Source organism: Enterobacter sp. 22499 (assembly GCF_052044815.1).
In the GTDB taxonomy this organism is placed as follows: Bacteria; Pseudomonadota; Gammaproteobacteria; order Enterobacterales; family Enterobacteriaceae; genus Enterobacter; species Enterobacter bugandensis.
This window is the reverse complement of the sequence record NZ_JBQENR010000001.1, coordinates 410,226-428,103: the sequence shown is the minus strand read 5'-3', so window position 1 is coordinate 428,103 and position 17,878 is coordinate 410,226. Positions and strand designations below refer to the sequence as shown.

General features: G+C 56.3%; 17 protein-coding genes. 7 read left to right on the top strand and 10 right to left on the bottom strand.

The window, feature by feature from the left end; genetic code table 11:
* Positions 1-8: 8 nt before the first annotated feature.
* Complete coding sequence (pntB, locus tag ACTJI7_RS01980) at positions 9-1,397, top strand: Re/Si-specific NAD(P)(+) transhydrogenase subunit beta (protein WP_013096868.1); 1,389 nt, start codon at positions 9-11, stop codon at positions 1,395-1,397.
* A gap of 106 nt (positions 1,398-1,503) precedes the next feature.
* On the top strand, positions 1,504-2,613 hold the full coding sequence (locus tag ACTJI7_RS01975) for a mechanosensitive ion channel family protein (protein WP_041910286.1): 1,110 nt from the start codon (positions 1,504-1,506) through the stop codon (positions 2,611-2,613).
* Between the two features lie 40 nt (positions 2,614-2,653).
* Here the strand turns inward: ACTJI7_RS01975 and uspE are convergent, their stop codons facing one another.
* The 7 genes from uspE to ACTJI7_RS01940 form a co-directional block, all read right to left on the bottom strand.
* Complete coding sequence (gene uspE, locus ACTJI7_RS01970) at positions 2,654-3,604, bottom strand: universal stress protein UspE (RefSeq protein ID WP_028012944.1); 951 nt, start codon at positions 3,602-3,604, stop codon at positions 2,654-2,656.
* 109 nt (positions 3,605-3,713) lie between these two features.
* A complete protein-coding gene (locus tag ACTJI7_RS01965) occupies positions 3,714-3,866 on the bottom strand; it encodes a hypothetical protein (protein ID WP_223824746.1) in 153 nt (50 codons plus the stop codon).
* A gap of 176 nt (positions 3,867-4,042) precedes the next feature.
* Positions 4,043-4,795 carry a fumarate/nitrate reduction transcriptional regulator Fnr gene (fnr, locus tag ACTJI7_RS01960; protein WP_006174991.1) on the bottom strand — a complete coding sequence of 251 codons (753 nt, stop codon included), beginning with the start codon at positions 4,793-4,795 and terminating at the stop codon, positions 4,043-4,045.
* A gap of 183 nt (positions 4,796-4,978) precedes the next feature.
* Positions 4,979-5,494 carry a methylated-DNA--[protein]-cysteine S-methyltransferase gene (gene ogt, locus ACTJI7_RS01955; protein WP_028012946.1) on the bottom strand — a complete coding sequence of 172 codons (516 nt, stop codon included), beginning with the start codon at positions 5,492-5,494 and terminating at the stop codon, positions 4,979-4,981.
* A gap of 10 nt (positions 5,495-5,504) precedes the next feature.
* Complete coding sequence (gene abgT, locus ACTJI7_RS01950; RefSeq protein WP_048999464.1) at positions 5,505-7,031, bottom strand: p-aminobenzoyl-glutamate transporter; 1,527 nt, start codon at positions 7,029-7,031, stop codon at positions 5,505-5,507.
* Positions 7,032-7,072: 41 nt separating this feature from the next.
* Positions 7,073-8,518, bottom strand: a complete 1,446-nt coding sequence (locus ACTJI7_RS01945; RefSeq protein WP_440669598.1) for a M20 family metallopeptidase — start codon at positions 8,516-8,518, stop codon at positions 7,073-7,075.
* Positions 8,518-9,828 (bottom strand): M20 family metallo-hydrolase, encoded by a 1,311-nt coding sequence (locus ACTJI7_RS01940; protein WP_248186707.1) that lies wholly within the window; start codon positions 9,826-9,828, stop codon positions 8,518-8,520. Before ACTJI7_RS01940 ends, ACTJI7_RS01945 begins: the two co-directional genes overlap by 1 nt.
* A 175-nt stretch (positions 9,829-10,003) precedes the next feature.
* On the opposite strand from ACTJI7_RS01940, the gene ACTJI7_RS01935 reads away from it, so the two are divergent.
* Both ACTJI7_RS01935 and smrA read left to right on the top strand, forming a co-directional pair.
* Complete coding sequence (locus tag ACTJI7_RS01935) at positions 10,004-10,915, top strand: LysR family transcriptional regulator (RefSeq protein ID WP_440669596.1); 912 nt, start codon at positions 10,004-10,006, stop codon at positions 10,913-10,915.
* A 355-nt stretch (positions 10,916-11,270) separates the two neighbouring features.
* Positions 11,271-11,834, top strand: a complete 564-nt coding sequence (gene smrA / locus ACTJI7_RS01930; protein WP_045630204.1) for a DNA endonuclease SmrA — start codon at positions 11,271-11,273, stop codon at positions 11,832-11,834.
* A 27-nt stretch (positions 11,835-11,861) separates the two neighbouring features.
* On the opposite strand, the gene tcp is transcribed toward smrA, so the two are convergent.
* Positions 11,862-13,523, bottom strand: a complete 1,662-nt coding sequence (tcp, locus tag ACTJI7_RS01925) for a methyl-accepting chemotaxis citrate transducer (protein ID WP_063153904.1) — start codon at positions 13,521-13,523, stop codon at positions 11,862-11,864.
* Positions 13,524-13,666: 143 nt separating this feature from the next.
* Between tcp and ACTJI7_RS01920 the strand changes: the two genes are divergently transcribed.
* Positions 13,667-14,533 (top strand): aldo/keto reductase family oxidoreductase, encoded by an 867-nt coding sequence (locus ACTJI7_RS01920; protein ID WP_028012953.1) that lies wholly within the window; start codon positions 13,667-13,669, stop codon positions 14,531-14,533.
* A gap of 46 nt (positions 14,534-14,579) precedes the next feature.
* Here the strand turns inward: ACTJI7_RS01920 and ACTJI7_RS01915 are convergent, their stop codons facing one another.
* Positions 14,580-14,780, bottom strand: a complete 201-nt coding sequence (locus tag ACTJI7_RS01915; RefSeq protein WP_028012954.1) for a hypothetical protein — start codon at positions 14,778-14,780, stop codon at positions 14,580-14,582.
* A 309-nt stretch (positions 14,781-15,089) separates the two neighbouring features.
* Here ACTJI7_RS01915 and umuD point away from each other — a divergent pair, with 309 nt between their 5' ends.
* Together umuD and umuC are read left to right on the top strand one after the other, a co-directional pair.
* A complete protein-coding gene (umuD, locus tag ACTJI7_RS01910; RefSeq protein WP_028012955.1) occupies positions 15,090-15,524 on the top strand; it encodes a translesion error-prone DNA polymerase V autoproteolytic subunit in 435 nt (144 codons plus the stop codon).
* Positions 15,508-16,770, top strand: a complete 1,263-nt coding sequence (gene umuC, locus ACTJI7_RS01905; RefSeq protein ID WP_045630206.1) for a translesion error-prone DNA polymerase V subunit UmuC — start codon at positions 15,508-15,510, stop codon at positions 16,768-16,770. Before umuD ends, umuC begins: the two co-directional genes overlap by 17 nt.
* Before the next feature lie 83 nt (positions 16,771-16,853).
* Here umuC and ACTJI7_RS01900 read toward each other — a convergent pair whose 3' ends face one another.
* Positions 16,854-17,834 carry an NAD(P)H-dependent flavin oxidoreductase gene (locus tag ACTJI7_RS01900; protein ID WP_207118976.1) on the bottom strand — a complete coding sequence of 327 codons (981 nt, stop codon included), beginning with the start codon at positions 17,832-17,834 and terminating at the stop codon, positions 16,854-16,856.
* Positions 17,835-17,878: the final 44 nt, after the last annotated feature.

Below are 17,878 nucleotides of genomic sequence, written 5' to 3'. Positions count from 1 at the left end.
GGTAGCATATGTCTGGAGGATTAGTTACAGCCGCATACATTGTTGCTGCAATCCTGTTTATTTTCAGTCTGGCGGGGCTTTCCAAACACGAAACGTCTCAGCAGGGAAATAACTTTGGTATCGCCGGGATGGCGATTGCGCTGATTGCCACCATCTTCGGGCCGGATACCGGCAACGTGGCGTGGATCCTGGTGGCGATGATCATCGGCGGCGCGATTGGTATTCGCCTGGCGAAGCGCGTGGAAATGACCGAGATGCCGGAGCTGGTGGCGATTCTGCACAGCTTCGTGGGCCTGGCGGCGGTGCTGGTGGGCTTCAACAGCTACCTGTATCACGAACCGGGCATGGAGCCGATTCTGGTCAACATTCATCTGACCGAAGTGTTCCTCGGTATCTTCATCGGTGCAGTAACCTTCACCGGTTCTATCGTGGCGTTTGGCAAGCTGCGCGGTAAGATCTCTTCTAAACCGCTGATGCTGCCTAACCGTCACAAGCTGAACCTGGCGGCGCTGGTGGTGTCGTTTGTGCTCCTGGTGGTCTTCGTGCGTACCGAAAGCGTGGGCCTGCAGGTACTGGCGTTGCTGGTGATGACCATCATCGCGCTGGCGTTTGGCTGGCATCTGGTGGCGTCCATCGGCGGTGCGGATATGCCGGTGGTTGTCTCGATGCTGAACTCCTACTCCGGTTGGGCAGCGGCGGCTGCGGGCTTTATGCTGAGCAACGACCTGCTGATCGTCACCGGTGCGCTGGTCGGTTCTTCCGGTGCCATCCTGTCTTACATCATGTGTAAGGCGATGAACCGTTCGTTCATCAGCGTTATCGCCGGTGGCTTCGGTTCTGACGGTTCTTCTACCGGCTCTGACGAAGAAGTGGGTGAACACCGTGAGATCAGCGCGGAAGACACCGCGGAAATGCTGAAAAACTCGCATTCTGTGATCATCACCCCAGGCTACGGTATGGCGGTGGCGCAGGCGCAGTATCCGGTGGCGGAAATCACCGAGAAGCTGCGCGCGCGCGGTATCAAAGTTCGCTTTGGTATTCACCCGGTGGCCGGACGTCTGCCGGGCCACATGAACGTACTGCTGGCGGAAGCGAAGGTGCCATACGACATCGTGCTGGAGATGGACGAGATCAATGATGATTTCGCCGACACCGACACCGTGCTGGTTATTGGTGCTAACGACACCGTTAACCCGGCGGCACAGGACGATCCGCGCAGCCCAATCGCCGGGATGCCGGTTCTGGAAGTGTGGAAGGCGCAGAACGTCATTGTCTTCAAACGCTCGATGAACACCGGCTATGCTGGCGTGCAGAACCCGCTGTTCTTCAAAGAGAATACCCATATGCTGTTTGGCGACGCCAAAGCCAGCGTGGATGCGATTCTGAAAGCGCTGTAATTCGCTTTCTCCTGACAAACCGCCTTTCGGGGCGGTTTTCCTATTTCTGCGGCCAGCGTTTCTCCTCTGTCTATACTTTACCCTTTGTGTAATACGAGGAGGTGTAATGCAATTTCTGTCCCGCTTCGACATCATCGCGCTGATGATGACGCCGACATTCTGGATAGGCGCCGCCACGGTTGTCTTTGTGACGCTGCTGGTGTACTGGCTGCTAACGCGCCTGATCGCGTTCGTTAAGAAAGGCATCACCACCTGGGGCGACAAGCACCCGACCACCAACCGGATGCGTTTTATCCTGACCGATATGCTTAACCGCACCAGCCGCTTCCTGCTGTTTGTGGTGGCGCTGCTCTTCAGCCTGCGTTTCGTTGACTTGCCGGATCATCTCTTTGGCACCGTGAGCCACGCCTGGTTCCTGGTTTTCGCCATCCAGGTGGCGCTGTGGATGGATCAGGGGGTGGTGTCGTGGCTTCGTCACGTCATGCTGGCGCCCGGAAGCCATAAAAACCCGGTCACGCTGGTGATCACGGGGCTTATTCTCCGTGCCATCGTCTGGTCAGTGATGCTGCTGTCTATCCTTGCTAACGCGGGCGTCAACATCACTGCTCTGGTTGCCAGCCTTGGGGTAGGGGGTATTGCCATCGCCCTCGCCGTACAAACGATCCTCAGCGACGTGTTTGCCTCGCTCTCTATCGGCTTTGATAAGCCGTTTGAAATTGGCGATTTTGTGGTGTTCAACGACGTGGCGGGGACGGTAGAGCACATTGGCCTGAAAACGACCCGTATCCGCAGCCTGAGCGGGGAGCAGATCGTCTGCGGTAACGCCATTTTGCTTCAGCAGACGCTTCACAACTACAAACGCATGCAGACGCGTCGCATCGTCTTTACCTTTGGCGTTGCCAGCGACACGCCGCCCGATAAGTTGCGCTACGTGGGGGATATGGTCAGGCAGATCATTACCGATGTCGGCGAGACAAAATTCGATCGTGCCCATTTTCTGGGATTTGACCGCGACCGCCTGACGTTCGAAGTCGTCCATATCGTTAATACCGCGGATTACAACAAATACATGGACATCCAGCAGGAGATCAATATCCGTATTCTTGAAGGGCTGAACGCCCAGGGGATTAAGCTGGCGCTGCCCAGCATGGTATTGCACGCGCCGTGGATGCAGGATGAGTCAGGTGAACAGCCGAAGCCGGTAATGGAGAGCTGATGAGAAAAGCCCGCCGGAGCGGCGGGCTTTGATGTTTACGTTAATCGTCTTCCGGGTCGTCCAGCTCAATCGGCGTCTGATACTCATCCGGCTTGATGACCAGCAGGTCGCAGCGCAGATGGTCGATCACCTGTTCGGCGGTATTGCCGAGGAAGGCAGCAGAGATACCGGTCCGGCCAATGGTGCCCAGCACCACAATCCCGGCCTGCAGATGTTCGGCTAAATCCGGGATCACCTCTTCAGGCAGCCCTTTTTCCACGTGCGTCATGTTCTCGTCAATGCTGAACTTCTGGCGCAGCGCTTTCATCGCCAGCAGGTGCTGACCGCGGATCGCGTCGTTATAGACGCTTGGGTCAAATTCCGGCAGCTCAATGGCGATATTGATCGGGGTAACCGGATAGGCGCCCACCAGATGCACTTCGGTATGGTTAACCTGATCGGCAAGCTGGATGGTCTCCTTCACCAGCTTCTCGTTGAGCGAATTGTGATAATCCTCTTCGCTCGCGAGATTCACCGCCACAACGGCTTTCCCGCCTTCAGGCCACGGCTGGTCTTTCACCATCCAGACCGGGCAAGGGCATTTACGCAACAAATGCCAGTCGGTCGGAGTGAAGATTACGGACTCCAGCTTGTCGTGCTGGTGCGCCATCTTCAGCAGCAGGTCGTGCCCACCGGCAACCACTTCCTGGATAATGGCCTCAAAAGGTCGGTTATGCCAGACCACTTTAATATCAATAGGCACGCCCGCTTCCAGGTAATACTTCGCCTGTTCACGGATCCACGCGGTACGCTGGCTGATGACGCCCTGACGCATAGCGGTGCGCTCGTCAGGCGACAGAAGGGTGGTCATCTCATACGAGAAGTCATAGATCGGCAAAAACGCTTTGATTTTGCCACCAATCCGTTGATGTAAATACACAGCACGTCGTAATGCCGGCTGATCGTCCTGATTCGGATCGATAGCTACCAGCATGTTTTGATACTTGGCCATACAGGTCTCCTTACTACTGTCACCACAGTCTGTAATTAAAAGAGTAACCTATATATCCTGAATGAAACAGAGGGGAGCTTTTGCCAGATCAATAATTCATGAAAATTTATCAGAGGAAAAGCACGGTGGATGTCACCGCGATAAACGCAATGAACAGCAGCACCATCACCGCTATCGCAAAGGTCGTGGAATCCTGAACGTAGGTTTTTTCTTCCCCCTTCATCGGACCGACAAGCATGATCCAGATGAATATAAAGGTCACTGAGGCGATCACGACTGAAACGAAAAACAAACTTTCTCTCAATTCATAACCTCAACGACAACCTTTCAGGCGCTGTATGGGGACGTGCTACGATGAAAATGTCTTAAAGCGGAAGCGATGATACCAGACCAATAAATCACGTGAATTTATCAGTCTGGTTATCAACATGCGGAGAGTTACGCCACGTTGCGGGCGTGTCCGGCAAGAACGGCCAGCGCTTCGCCGTTTTCGATAGTGATGTATTTACCCTTAACGGCCAGCATTCCGCTCTTCTGGAAACGACCCAGCAGACGGCTTATGGTCTCAACGGTCAGGCCCAGGTAGTTACCGATATCGCCACGGGTCATGGTCAGACGGAACTCACGCGGCGAGAAACCGCGTTCGGCGAAGCGGCGGGAGAGGTTGTAGATAAACGCGGCCAGGCGCTCTTCTGCGTTCTTTTTGGAAAGTAGCAGAATCATGTCCTGATCGCCTTTGATCTCACCGCTCATCAGACGCATCATCTGCTGACGCAGGTTAGGCATCTTACCGGACAGATCGTCCAGGGTTTCAAACGGAATTTCGCAAACCATCGAGGTTTCGAGTGCCTGAGCAAAGCTCGGGTGGTGACCAGTGCCGATGGCATCAAAGCCCACCAGATCGCCTGCCAGGTGGAAGCCGGTGATCTGCTCGTCACCCTGTTCGGTGATGGTGTAGCTCTTGATGGTGCCAGAGCGGATAGCATAGAGCGATTTCAGTTCGTCTCCCGCTTTAAACAGCGTCTGCCCTTTCTGAATCGGCTTTTTGCGCTCGATGATATTATCAAGCTGATCGAGTTCATGCTCATTCAGGGTAAACGGGATACAGAGCTGGCTGATGCTGCAATCCTGGCAATGGATAGCACAACCGCCAGACTGAATGCGTCGTATAATTCGCTTTTCCGGGATCATAGGTTTGCTCAAGCCTTAATTGATATTGGTCAATTTTAACATCTTTTTGGTAAGTACGTAAGCCTGACAAACCCTCAATAAGGACAAGAGACGGCAACGTGTTGCCATCTTCTTGAAATTCCACAGCTTGATTATGGATTTTTAGCCTAACCGGTAGAAAATTAAGCACAAAAAGCCTGGGAACTACAGCAAGAGATACCCTTCGTGACGCAGTAACCACTCCTTGCGCTGCACGCCGCCGGCATAGCCGGTCATGGTGCCGTTACGGCCAATGACCCGATGGCAGGGCACCACAATGCTGACCGGATTAGAGCCATTGGCGGCACCCACCGCGCGTGCGGCGCCTGCGCGGCCTAGCTGCTCCGCGAGCTGGCCGTAATGCATGACCTGCCCGCACGGAATCGACCGCAGCGCCTGCCACACTTCGCGCTGAAAAGGGGTACCTGCCGTGGCGGTTGGCAGAGTGTCAATGATGCTGAGATCGCCTTCAAAATACGCCGCCAGCTTGTCGCTCAGCCCGCCCGGGTTGGTGGCGCTGATGCGTTCATAACCCTGTGCGCGGTAATGAATATCAAGCAGTTCCTCCATGCGGTCGCTGTGCTCTTCCCACTCAACGGCGCGCAGGCAGAACTGCTCGTCCGCGATCACCCACAGCGGCCCGAGCGGCGTCGCAATTTTATCTTCGAGTAATCTCAGCATTTTCAATCCTTTAATTTAGCCTCGGGTATATCCCCGGCCCAATCGGCAGGCCGACAAGATACCATGCCACCAGCATCACCAGCCATACCCCTAAAAAGATAAGCGGGTAGGGTAAAACCAGCGAATAGTAGGTACCCAGTCTGGCCTCGGGCTTATAGCGCTGCAGGAAGCCTAAAAACAGCGGAACGAAAGGTGAGACGGGCGCCAGCGGGATCACCGAGGAGTCCGCGATGCGGAACAGGATCTGGGCAAACGCCGGGTGGAACCCGAGCATCATGAACATCGGCACGAAGATCGGCGCCAGAATTGACCAGATGGCGGAGCCGCTGGCAATAAACATGCACAGCAGGGATGACAGCAGCGCCAGCCCGACAAACGCCGGTACACCGCTTAATCCGGCAGCCTCCAGCGCGTCGGTCAGGCCCACGGCCATAAACTTGCCCATGTTGCTCCAGTTAAACATCGCCACAAACTGCGCCAGCGGGAATACCATCACGATAAAGCCCGCCATCTCTTTCATCGGCTCGATCATCAGCTGCGGCAGATCGCCCTGACGGCGGATTTTGCCGGTAGCGATACCGTAGGCGAGCGAAACGACAAAGAAGAAGAGAATAATCAGCGGCACGATGCCCTGAATAAACGGCGACGGCAGGACGGTATGCTTAACCGGATCGCGCAGTATGCCGTTTTCCGGCACCACCATCAGCGCCACCAGCGCGATAAACGCCAGCGAGACCAGCCCGGCCACGCGCAGGCCGAAGCGCTGCTCTTTGCTCAGCGTCTCCAGCTTTTCATCGCTACGGCCTTCCCATTTGCCCAGACGCGGCTCGACGATCTTATCGGTAATCAGCCCGCCGACAATCGTCAGGACAATCACCGAGCTGGCCATAAAGTACCAGTTGTCGATCACGCTGACGTGCATGGCCGCATCAATGGTTTTCGCTGCCTCCGTGCTGATGCCCGAGAGCAGCACGTCGGTGGTGACGATCAGCAGGTTGGCGGTAAAGCCGCAGCCCACGCCCGCAATGGCCGACAGCAGACCCGCCACGGGATGGCGCCCGACGGCGAGGAAGATCAGCGCCCCCATCGGCGGCATAATCACCAGCGCGGCATCGGATGAAATGTGGCTGAAGAAGGCGATAAACAGCACCATGTAGCTGGCGTAGCGCGCGCTGACGTGGGACGCCATTTTTACCATCAGTGCGGGTAACAAGCCCACGCGTTCAGCCAGCCCGGCGCCCAGCACCAGCGCCAAAATGGCCCCCAGCGGAGCGAAACCGCTGAAGTTTTTGATCACGTTCGGTAAAAACCAGTGCAGCCCGTCAATGCTGAGCAGGTTTTTCACCGCCACCAGGCTGCCGTCTGCCGGGCTGCGCACGCTGACGTCAAAGGCCGAGAGCACGGCGGTGGCAACCATCAAAATTACAATCAGATAGATAAACAGCAGGAAAGGGTGCGGCACTTTATTGCCGATCCTTTCAACCCAGCCATAGAGCTTACCGGATGGGGAATGCGAAGGTATGGATGACATACTCATGGGCGTTCCTCGGGAGTGTTGTGTTGTTGTGTTGTGTTTTTTTATTTTAAAGGTGACGGTGTCACGCCCGGTGGGATCGGACACGCGTACGGTTTTTCTTCTATTTGTTGTTCGAACTCTTCACGGCATGTTTTCAGCAGGTCTGCATCCTGCAGCAGATTGAGCGCGGTTGCGCCCATCACTTTCCCGGCCAGCAGCATGCCTTTGTGGGCGATGGAGGTTCGTCCTTGCGCCACCAGTTGCCAGGTGTGCAGCGGCGTGCCGACGGTAAAGCAGGGGCTGAAGCACTGGGCGACCGGCATTTTCCAGCTGACGTCACCCACGTCCGTTGAACCCGCCAGCACGTTATCGGTGATGGCATAGGGCGCGACTTCATCCACCAGCAGCGTCTCCTGATGGCGGCGGGCAAAGGCTTTGCCTGCTTCTCCCCCCGTGGCGGCAATATTTTTCAGGCTGTTCTGCAGATCGTTTGGCGTCAGCGTGGCGCGGATTTCGCGGGCAAAGTCGCGCTCTTCATCGGTCCACTCCGGCGTGCCGTAGTGCTGCAACGCGCGGTACATCGCAGCCTCAAGCGTGCGGTTCGGCAGGTAGCTGGAGCAGGCTTTATCAAAGCGGCATTCGACGGTGGTTTCGGTCATCATTGCCGCGCCCTGGGCAATTTTTTCGATGCGTTGGTAGATCTGCTGCGCGTCGGCCATCTCCGGGGCGCGGATCAGGTACAGCACTTCAGCCTGCGCCTGCACCACGTTGGGCGAAATCCCGCCGGTGTCGGTGATGGCGTAATGGACGCGCGCTTTCTCTATGATGTGCTCGTTAAGGAAGTTGGTGCCGGTAGTCATCAGCGTCACGGCGTCCAGCGCGCTGCGCCCTAAATGGGGCGAGTTGGCTGCATGTGCCGCCACGCCGTGAAAACGCCAGGCCGCCTGAATGTTGGCGAGCGTGCTGACGTTAAACATCCCGGCAAAGGCCTCCGGGTGCCAGGTGACGGCGGCATCAACGTCATCAAACAGACCTTCACGTACCATAAAGGTTTTCACGGAGCCGCCTTCCTCACCGGGACAGCCGTAAAAACGCACCGTTCCGCTGCCGCCGTGCTGCTCCAGCCAGCTTTTTACCGCCACCGCGCCCGCAAGCGCCGCGGTACCCAGCAGGTTATGCCCGCAGCCGTGGCCGTTCGCCCCCGGCGTGGCGGATTGCGCCGTCGCGCAGTGCGCCTGCTGGCTTAGCCCGGCCAGCGCGTCGTACTCGCCCAGCAGAGCGATAACCGGTTTTCCGCTGCCGAAGCTGGCGATAAAGGCATTTGGGATACCGCCTGCCTCGCGGGTCAGCGTAAAGCCCTCGGCTTCCAGCTCGTCAGCGAGCCGTCTGGAGGACCAGAACTCTTCAAAGCGGGTTTCGGGATGATCCCAAATCGCGTCGGCAATATCGGTTAGCGTCTGACATCGCGTGTCGATGGCATCGGCAATAAAAGCGTAGTTCTCCTGCATTACACACCTCGCGTCCACGGGAAATTGAGCGCAGTTCGCGCCAGCGTTTCAATGGCGACAGCCATGATCTGCTCATCGAAGTCGAATTTTTCGTTGTGATGTCCGGCGCTCAAATCCGTGCCGAACACCATATACGATGCCATGCCGCCGTTCTGCTGCACGCGGGCCATCATCAGCGTGGCGTCTTCAGAGCCTGCTGGCGCTTTCACCTTATCGATTGCGTGCACAATTCCCGATACCTGGCTCGCCTGTTCACGCAGGTAATCAACCCAGGCCGGCGTCGGCGCGCTGGAGGTGGCTGCCCCCATCAGGCGCATCTCCGCGCTCACGCCATAGAGCGCGGCCGCGCCGGTAATGACAGCCTTCGCGCGTTCAAAGACATACTGGTTTATTGCTTCGCTTTCGCCGCGGGTTTCAACCTTAATCAGTGCATTTGCGGGCACCACGTTGCGGCCGCTACCCGCCTGCATCACGCCGACGTTGACGCGGGAAGCGCCTTCGCTGTGCGGGGCGATGCTGTGCAGGGCGAGGGCGGCCTGCGCGGCGGCAAGCAGGGCGTTACGTCCATCCTCCGGTTTGCCGCCCGCGTGTGCGGCAACGCCGGTAAAGTTCACGTCGAACTTGGTGGTTGCCATAAAGTTATCGCTGCCGCAGATCGCCGTTCCGGCGGGGACGCCGGTACCAATATGGATGGCGGTAAAATAGTCCACGCCGTCCAGCGCCCCGGCGGCGACCATGGCGCGCGCGCCGCGGGTGCCTTCCTCGGCAGGCTGGAAGATCAGCTTGACGGTACCGTTGAGCTGCGCTTCGTTCTGCTTAAGCACCTTTGCCAGCCCCAGGCCAATGGTGGTGTGGCCGTCGTGCGCGCAGGCGTGCATCATTCCCGCGTTGCAGGAGGCAAAACCGTCGCGGAACGGGCGATGGCTGTCGTCGAGCGCTTCGCTTAAATCAAGGGCATCCATGTCGACGCGAAACGCCAGCGTCGGGCCCGGTCGTCCGGTATTCAGGGTCGCCACAATGCCGGTAAATCCGCCTTCAAACGGTGCCAGCCATTTCTCAGGCGCGCCCTGTGACCGCGCACGGGCAAACTCTCGCGAAAGGGTAGCGTCATCGGGCAGCCCCATACGGCTTTCGGCATCGATCACGTCGCGACCCATCGCCAGTTCGTAGCCCAGGGAGTCAAGAATTTCCGCGACCTTTGCGGCGGTACGGAACTCTACCCAGCCGGATTCCGCAAAATGGTGAAAATCGCGACGCCATGCGATCAGCTGGGGGGCTAATGTCTGGATGTACTGCGCCAGTGTGTCCATATCTGTTCCTGTCATCATTAAAAAATGTGAACTGCTTCACGCTGTGATAGTTTTTACTTATCACTAACCGTTTTTTCACAGTTTTAACCGTTCAGGAATTACCCTCGCACATCCCTTTCCATTAAAGTAGATGACAGTTTCTTTACTCTGATAAACAACGGTTATCGGTTGGGCTATGTCATTTCAGATTAAATTTCATCAAATCCGGGCGTTTGTTGAAGTGGCGCGTCAGGGCAGCATTCGCGGTGCCAGCCGGACGCTGAATCTCTCGCAGCCGGCGCTGACCAAATCCATCAAAGAGCTGGAGGAGGGCATGGCGGCGCAGCTTTTTGTTCGCCGGAGTAAAGGCGTTGCGCTGACCGAGTGCGGGGAAGGATTTTACCAGCGCGCCATGCTGATTCTGGAAGAGCTGCGTGCGGCGCAGGATGACATTCGCCAGCGGCAGGGGGATCTGGCCGGGCAGATCAATATCGGGATGGGGGCCAGCGTGTCACGCAGCCTGATGCCCGCCGTCATCACCCGTTTTCACGCCCAGCACCCGCAGGTTAAAGTGCGAATTATGGAAGGGCAGCTGGTGTCGATGATCAATGAATTACGCCAGGGCGAACTGGACTTCACCATCAACACCTATTATCAGGGGCCTTACGACCATGAGTTTACGTTTGAAAAACTCTTCGAAAAACCGTTTGCGGTATTTTGCCGGGAAGGGCATCCGGCGACAGGGGCAACATCCATTAACGATCTGCTGCATTATAACTGGACAATGCCAACGCCGCGGGGAAGTTATTATAAGCAATTAGAAGATCTATTTAGCCACCGCTCGCAAATACCGCGGATTGGCGTAGTGTGCGAAACCTTTTCTTCCTGCATTAGCCTTGTTGCGCAAAGTGATTTTTTAAGTATCCTTCCACAGGAGTTAGGCTGTGATCCGCTGCTGGCGCACCGTCTGGTGATTCTGCCGGTTGCCGAGTCGCTTCCAAAAGCCGCATATTATTTAATTCAGCGCCGGGATTCTCGTCAAACTCCGCTTGCCGAATCATTAATTACGCAATTCAGAAGGGAGGCGAGGAAAATAGTTTCAGAGTGAATGTCGCATAATAAAAAAACAGAGTCTGCCCGACATCAGACAGACCCTATAGTACACACAGCAGTGCGTCCTTTCGCAAGTCCTGGGTATTATATCCATGAGGCAGGTAAATTTAGTTATAACACCTTTCCCGAAAAATGAAAGGAAGGTGAATGACTGATTTTAGAAAAATTTAACGCAAATCACCTATTTTACCGTTGCTGGGGTTTTAGTTAAGTCAGGTTTAAGTGCATTTTATAATGACTATATATATTCATCGGGTTAATATTTATCTCGTGCCTCATCTTCTAAGGGTTATTGAGACACCTGTCTGGCGCAGGTATAGTACAAGCCCAGATGTAGCCGGAGGATTTCCATGAACCCTGACGACAAATCCCTTTTTCTTGACGCCATGGAGGATGTCCAGCCCCTGAAACGCTGCACCGATATCCACTGGCAGCAAAGCCGTAATACCCGGGCTCGCCAGGACATCGATACCGAACAGCTCGACAACTTTCTGACCCTGGGTTTCCTTGAGCTATTGCCGCTTGACGAGCCGCTGGCGTTCCAGCGCGAAGGCGTCCAGCAGGGCGTTATTGATAAGCTGCGTTCGGGTAAATACTCCCGACAGGCCAGCTTAAATCTGTTGCGTCAGCCCGCTGAACGCTGCCGCCAGATGCTGTATTCCTTTATTCGCCAGGCCAGTCGTGACGGATTACGTAACCTCATCATCATCCACGGGAAAGGGCGCGAGCAAAATTCGCATCCTAATGTGGTGCGTAGCTATCTGGCACGCTGGTTAACCGAGTTCGAGGAAGTACAGGCGTTCTGCGTGGCGCTGCCGCATCACGGCGGCAGCGGGGCTTGCTATGTTTCCCTGCGAAAATCCGACGACGCGAAGCAGGAGAACTGGGAACGGCACGCCAAGCGCAGCCGTTAGCGGGCGATATCTTCGCCCGCCTGAGGCTTAGAAGGTTTCCCAGTTACTGTCGGAGGTGGCGTTAGCAGTTGCCGGACGCAGCAGTTGCGGTGTTTTAACGTTGGCCGGGCGTGGGGCGGTGGCGTTTGCTTTACCGTTCAGACGAAACGCGGCCACGGCCTGACGCAGCTGTTCGGACTGATCTTCCAGCGCCGCTGCCGCCGTGGCGGACTGCTGCACCAGCGCGGCGTTTTGCTGCGTCACGCTGTCCATCTGCGACACGGCCAGGCTCACCTGCTCAATTCCGCGGCTCTGCTCATCCGATGCGGACGAAATCTCGCCCATGATATCGGTGACGCGGGTGACGGCGGCGACAATCTCCTTCATAGTCGCGCCCGCTTCGCTGACCTGCTCAGAACCGGTGTTCACCCGGCTGACGGAGTTCTCAATAAGCCCTTTGATCTCTTTCGCCGCCTGCGCGCTGCGGCTGGCCAGCGTACGAACTTCACCGGCGACAACCGCAAACCCGCGGCCTTGCTCGCCTGCGCGTGCGGCTTCCACCGCGGCGTTAAGCGCCAGAATGTTGGTCTGGAACGCAATGCTGTCAATCACGCCGGTAATATGAGCGATTTGCTGCGAACTGTCGGCAATTTCGTTCATGGTGCGCACCACGTTATCCACGACGTGGCCGCCGCGAGCCGCTGTTTCAGAGGCATTCTTCGCCAGCAGCGTCGCCTGACGGGCGTTATCGGAGTTCTGTTTAACCGTTGCGGTCAGCTCTTCCATGCTGGCGGCTGTCTCTTCGAGCGAGGAGGCCTGCTCTTCGGTGCGGGCGGAGAGATCGTTGCTCCCTGCGGCAATTTCACCCGCGCCGGTGTAGATGGAGTCGGTGCTGCCGCGTACGGCGCTGACGGTCGTCACCAGCGACTGCTGCATCTCGTGCAGGCCAGCCGCCAGTTGGCCCATCTCATTGCGGCCAGAGAGGGTGATATCCTGCGTCAGATCGCCTCCCGCAATGGCGCGAATATGGTTCATGATGGCGTTGAGCGGTTTTAACAGCAGGTGCTGTAAACCCTGCCAGATCACCACCAGCACGGCGATAACGGCCAGGAAAATGGCTGCCAGCGTCCACTGCATCTGCGTGAAGCTGCTTTGGTTCTCTTCGGTTGCCGCCTTCAGCAGCGTGTTGTTCTCGGCGCGCCAGCGGTTATAGACCGCTTCCATGTCGTCCTGGGCCTGCTGAGCGTCCAGATCGCCATAGGCCTGGTAGTTGTCGGCACGCAGATACTCAATCGACAAACGCATCACCTCGTGCATCTGATTCCATGACTTCTGCATCTCGTCGGTTAACGCCGCATTCTGGCCGTTAACCTGCGGCATTTTCTGCCATTCTTTGTTATAGGCTTCAGCTTTAGCCAGCGAGTCGCCTGCGGTGCCGAGCAGTTTGTTAATCGCGGCAAGGGATGCCGGGTCGCGCTGGTTCTTCAGGTAGCGGATTGCCACGCGGGTGACGGTAACGCGCGTTTTCACCAGCGTGTTCACGCTGTCGCTCAGGCTTTCCTGCTGGGCATTCAGCACGCCGGAGTTCTGGAAGTTATGGCGATCGTTGCTGACGGCAGAGTAGAACAACCCTCCCGTGACAACTTGCAGCAGACAGAATATGGTGAGGGCAAAGATAATTCCGGTAATCACGTGCAGATTTTTCAGCATAGCGGTCGTCCGTTAGAAAAGATGCAGAGGTACACCCATACTATCGTCGTATAGAATTTAAACTTTAATTTAACTCGCGCTTAACTTAGGGCTTCGGTCAGGAACCTGTTGTAAATCCGGATCATTTTATGAGGAAGGTTAACATGAGCAGCATTGATAAAAGCGGGACGTACGCGCTCGGAACGCGAACGGTGAAACGACTGGGCTACGGGGCAATGCAGCTTGCCGGGCCGGGCGTATTTGGCCCGCCGAAGGATAAACAGGCCGCGCTGGACGTGCTGCGCGAAGCCGTGGCGGCGGGTGTGAATCATATCGATACCAGCGATTTTTACGGCCCGCATGTGACGAACCAGCTGATCCGCGAGGCGCTTCATCCTTACCGGGACGATCTCACCCTCGTCACTAAGATCGGTGCCCGTCGCGATGACAAAGGGGCCTGGCTGCCGGCCTTTTCCGCGCAGGAGCTGACCCAGGCGGTGCATGACAACCTGCGCAACCTGAAGCTGGATGTGCTGGACGTGGTGAACCTGCGGATCATGTTTAGCGCACACGGCCCGGCAGAAGGATCGATTGCTGAACCGCTTTCCACCCTCGCAGAATTACAGCAGCAGGGGCTGGTACGCCACATTGGTCTGAGCAACGTCACGGCCACGCAGGTGGCGGAAGCGCGGAAGATGGTGCAGGTCGTCTGCGTGCAGAACATGTACAACATTGTGAACCGCGGCGACGATGCGCTGGTGGATTTACTGGCGCAGCAGGGGATTGCGTATGTGCCGTTCTTCCCGTTGGGAGGCTTCACGCCACTGCAGTCCACCGGCCTGCAGGCCGTCGCGGATTCCCTGGGCGCAACGGCGATGCAGGTTGCGCTGGCATGGCTGCTGCAACGGTCGCCGAACATCCTGCTGATCCCCGGCACGTCATCCGTGGCGCATCTGCGGCAAAACCTCGCGGCGGGAGAGGTGCAATTGCCGCCTGAAGCACTTGAAAAACTGAATGCGCTGATGGGTTAATCACAGCATGGGCAAAGCCGGAAGGACACTTCCAGGCTTTGCCTGCTCAGACTCCGCATTGACTTTTTTGTCTGTGAAGCGCTAACGCTTCTGCCACAATTTCCTGCTTGCTTTTTCGCGTCTCAAAGGCGGTGATTCTGATGTATTCCATCAGGTCAGGCTCAATGCGGGCGCTCAACATCCTGAGATCGGCCTCCTTTGCTAAACCGCGGGCAACTCGCTTGTCGGGATAGTCACGGGCTGGCATAGAAAACGTCCTCCAAAAGTCTTGATAATTCGTGCCCTAAAATATGCGTTATTCTGATGTGTAAGTCAATTGATAGTGTTTCTATAGTGATTTAATGATCTTTTTTATATGAAGTGATTTTAAAAGTGTTCGCTAATGACTTTTTTATGACTTTTGGTTGGCCCATCTGCGATCGCCAGCAGGAGAGGTTGCTAAATTAAATCCGCTCAAACTTCAACGCGTTTGCGGTCTTTGTCGGAAATGACCTTGATCCTGTGCCGTAATCCGTAATACTGTGTTTATATACAGTATCTGGCGGGAAAGGCATTTATGGACACTCTCTTTTCTTATCATCCAAAGCAACTTATTGAATTACCTCTATATCTTGAGCGTGTTGCCTGTGGCTTTCCAAGCCCTGCGCAGGATTATGTGGAGGATCGTCTCGATCTTAACCGGCTGGCGGTCAGGCACCCCAGTGCGACCTACTTTATCAAAGTGAGCGGGGACTCCATGATCGGCGCAGGGATTAGCGACGGCGATCTGCTGGTGGTAGACCGCTCGTTAAATGCCGAGCACGGGGACATTGTTGTGGCGTCGGTCGGCGGCGAGTTTACGGTGAAAGAGCTACAGACCCGCCCTGTTCTGCGGCTGCTGCCGCGTAATGCCCGCTATCAGCCGATCGCCTTTCAGTCCGAAGAGGAGCTGCAAATCTTCGGTGTCGTCACTCATACGCTCAAAACGCATAAACATGTTCGCGCTGGTTGATGTGAATAGCTTCTATGCCTCCTGCGAGAGGGTGTTTCGCCCCGATCTGGTGGGTAAGCCCATCGTGGTGGTGTCCAATAACGACGGCTGTATTATTTCGCTGTCGCGGGAGGCAAAGCAGTTCGGCATAAAAATGGGGGAGCCCTATTTTAAATTCAAAGAGAAGGGGTATCCGTCGCGGGTTTACGTCTTTAGCTCCAACTATGCGCTGTATGCCGATCTCAGCAGCCGGGTGATGCAGACGCTGACCGATCTCGCGCCGGCCATTGAGATCTACTCCATCGATGAAGCATTTGTGAACGTTTCGGGTGTCAGCAACTGCATCTCGCTGGAAGCATTCGGTCATCAGATGCGTACGCAGGTCTTTAAAAACACAGGCTTAAGCGTGGGCGTCGGGATTGCGCCGACTAAAACGCTGGCGAAGCTGGCCAACTATGCGGCGAAGCGGTGGTCAGCCACCGGTGGCGTGGTCGATCTCTCGGATCGTGGACGGCAGCGTAAGCTGCTGGCAAAGGTTCCGGTGGAGGAGGTGTGGGGCGTAGGACGACGCATCACGAAAAAGCTTAACGCGATGGGGATAACCACGGCGCTGGAGCTGGCGGAAGCGTCATCCTGGGTCATCCGCAAACATTTTAACGTGGTAATGGAGCGCACGGCGCGCGAGCTTCGAGGTGAGCCCTGCCTCGATCTGGAAGAGTTTACTCCTACGAAGCAGCAAATTATCTGTAGTCGTTCGTTTGGACACCGTATTACGCAGTACGAGGAGATGCACCAGGCCATTTGCGCCTATGCAGAACGTGCTGCGGAAAAACTGCGTGGCGAGCATCAGTATTGCCGCTTTATCAGCGTGTTTGTGCGCACCAGCCCGCATGCCGACAACGAAATTTATTACGGCAATCAGGCTTCCGTCACCCTGATGACGCCCACCAATGATTCGCGCGATATCATCCGTGCCGCCACTGAGGCGCTGGGTCGTATCTGGCTTGACGGATATCGCTATATGAAAGCGGGGGTGATGCTGGCAGACTTTTTCAGCAGCGGCGTTGCCCAGCTGAATTTGTTTGACGATAACCGCCCGAGCGCCAACAGCGCGGCGCTGATGGAAACCATCGACAGCTTAAATCATTCCGGCAAAGGGAAAATATGGTTTGCCGGGCAGGGGATTGAGAAAGCCTGGGCGATGAAGCGCGAGATGCTGTCACCGGCCTATACGACGCGGTACGCGGATTTACCGGTGGCGAGGTAAAAGGCGGCTATGTGTGACAAAGAGCCGAAGACGGTTTACGGACGCCGCTCCTGTGCAGCGTCCATAGCATCAGGGTTAAGGGCTTACTCAACCGTTAACGCATCGACAACCTCGACCACGCTTCTCACGCTGCGGATATTCCCGATCCCCGTGCCGAGCGCGATATAACCTTCATCGGTGTTATTTTCCAGCATGCCCAGGCGCAGGCCCCGCAATCCTCCCATCGCCTTGCCCAGCGCTTCATTGCTTGCGCCAGCTTTATCCATCGCCGCCAGTTTTTCCGCCAGCTTGCCGGGCAGAGAACGATAGTAGTGAGGGACGGTGCGGAAAAGCAGCAGGTCCAGGCCGTTGGCGGCAACAATTTTCTCTTTGACCTCCTGCGGCACGCGGCTTTCTACGGTACTGATAAAGACCGAACCGGCAAACACGCCTTCCGCACCTAACGCATGCGCCGCTCTGGCGGTGCGGCGATCGGTAATACCGCCCGCCGCCATCACCGGAACATGCTCCACGGCATCGGCAATCAGCGGCACGATGGAAAAGGTGCCAAGCGCCGTTGCGGGTAAGGTACCGCCTTCATCAAAACCGGTGGCCACAATAATGTCAGCCCCTGCGTCTTCCGCGAGACGGGTGTTTTCCGGGGTGGGATTAATGTCGCGGTAGATAATGGCAATACCCGCCTCTTTTAATTCACTGAACAGCGCAGGAATAATGCTGCCTTCACCATAGCCCGTATACACCACGGCCCTGACGCCTTCCTCTTTTATCACCTTAAGAATTGGCCCGGTCCAGACGTCATTAACGGCGGTGGGGATCAGGTTCACGCCGAAGGGTTTTTCGGTCAGCCGTTTGGTTTTGCGAATTTCTTCCCGCATTTTTTCGGCGGTTTCTTCCGGCGTGGAGACCGCGGTATCGGCGGTTAACCCTGCGTTGGGGCCGAGCACGCCGAGTCCTCCTGCATTGCTGACCGCGGCCACTAAACGGGCATCAGTAAGCCAGGATAACGGTCCCTGAATAACAGGCTTTTCGATCCCCAGGATCTGACAGATACGGTTATTTTTCATAGCAGAATATTCCTCACGTTTGAATGGAGGAGAGTGTAGGGCGG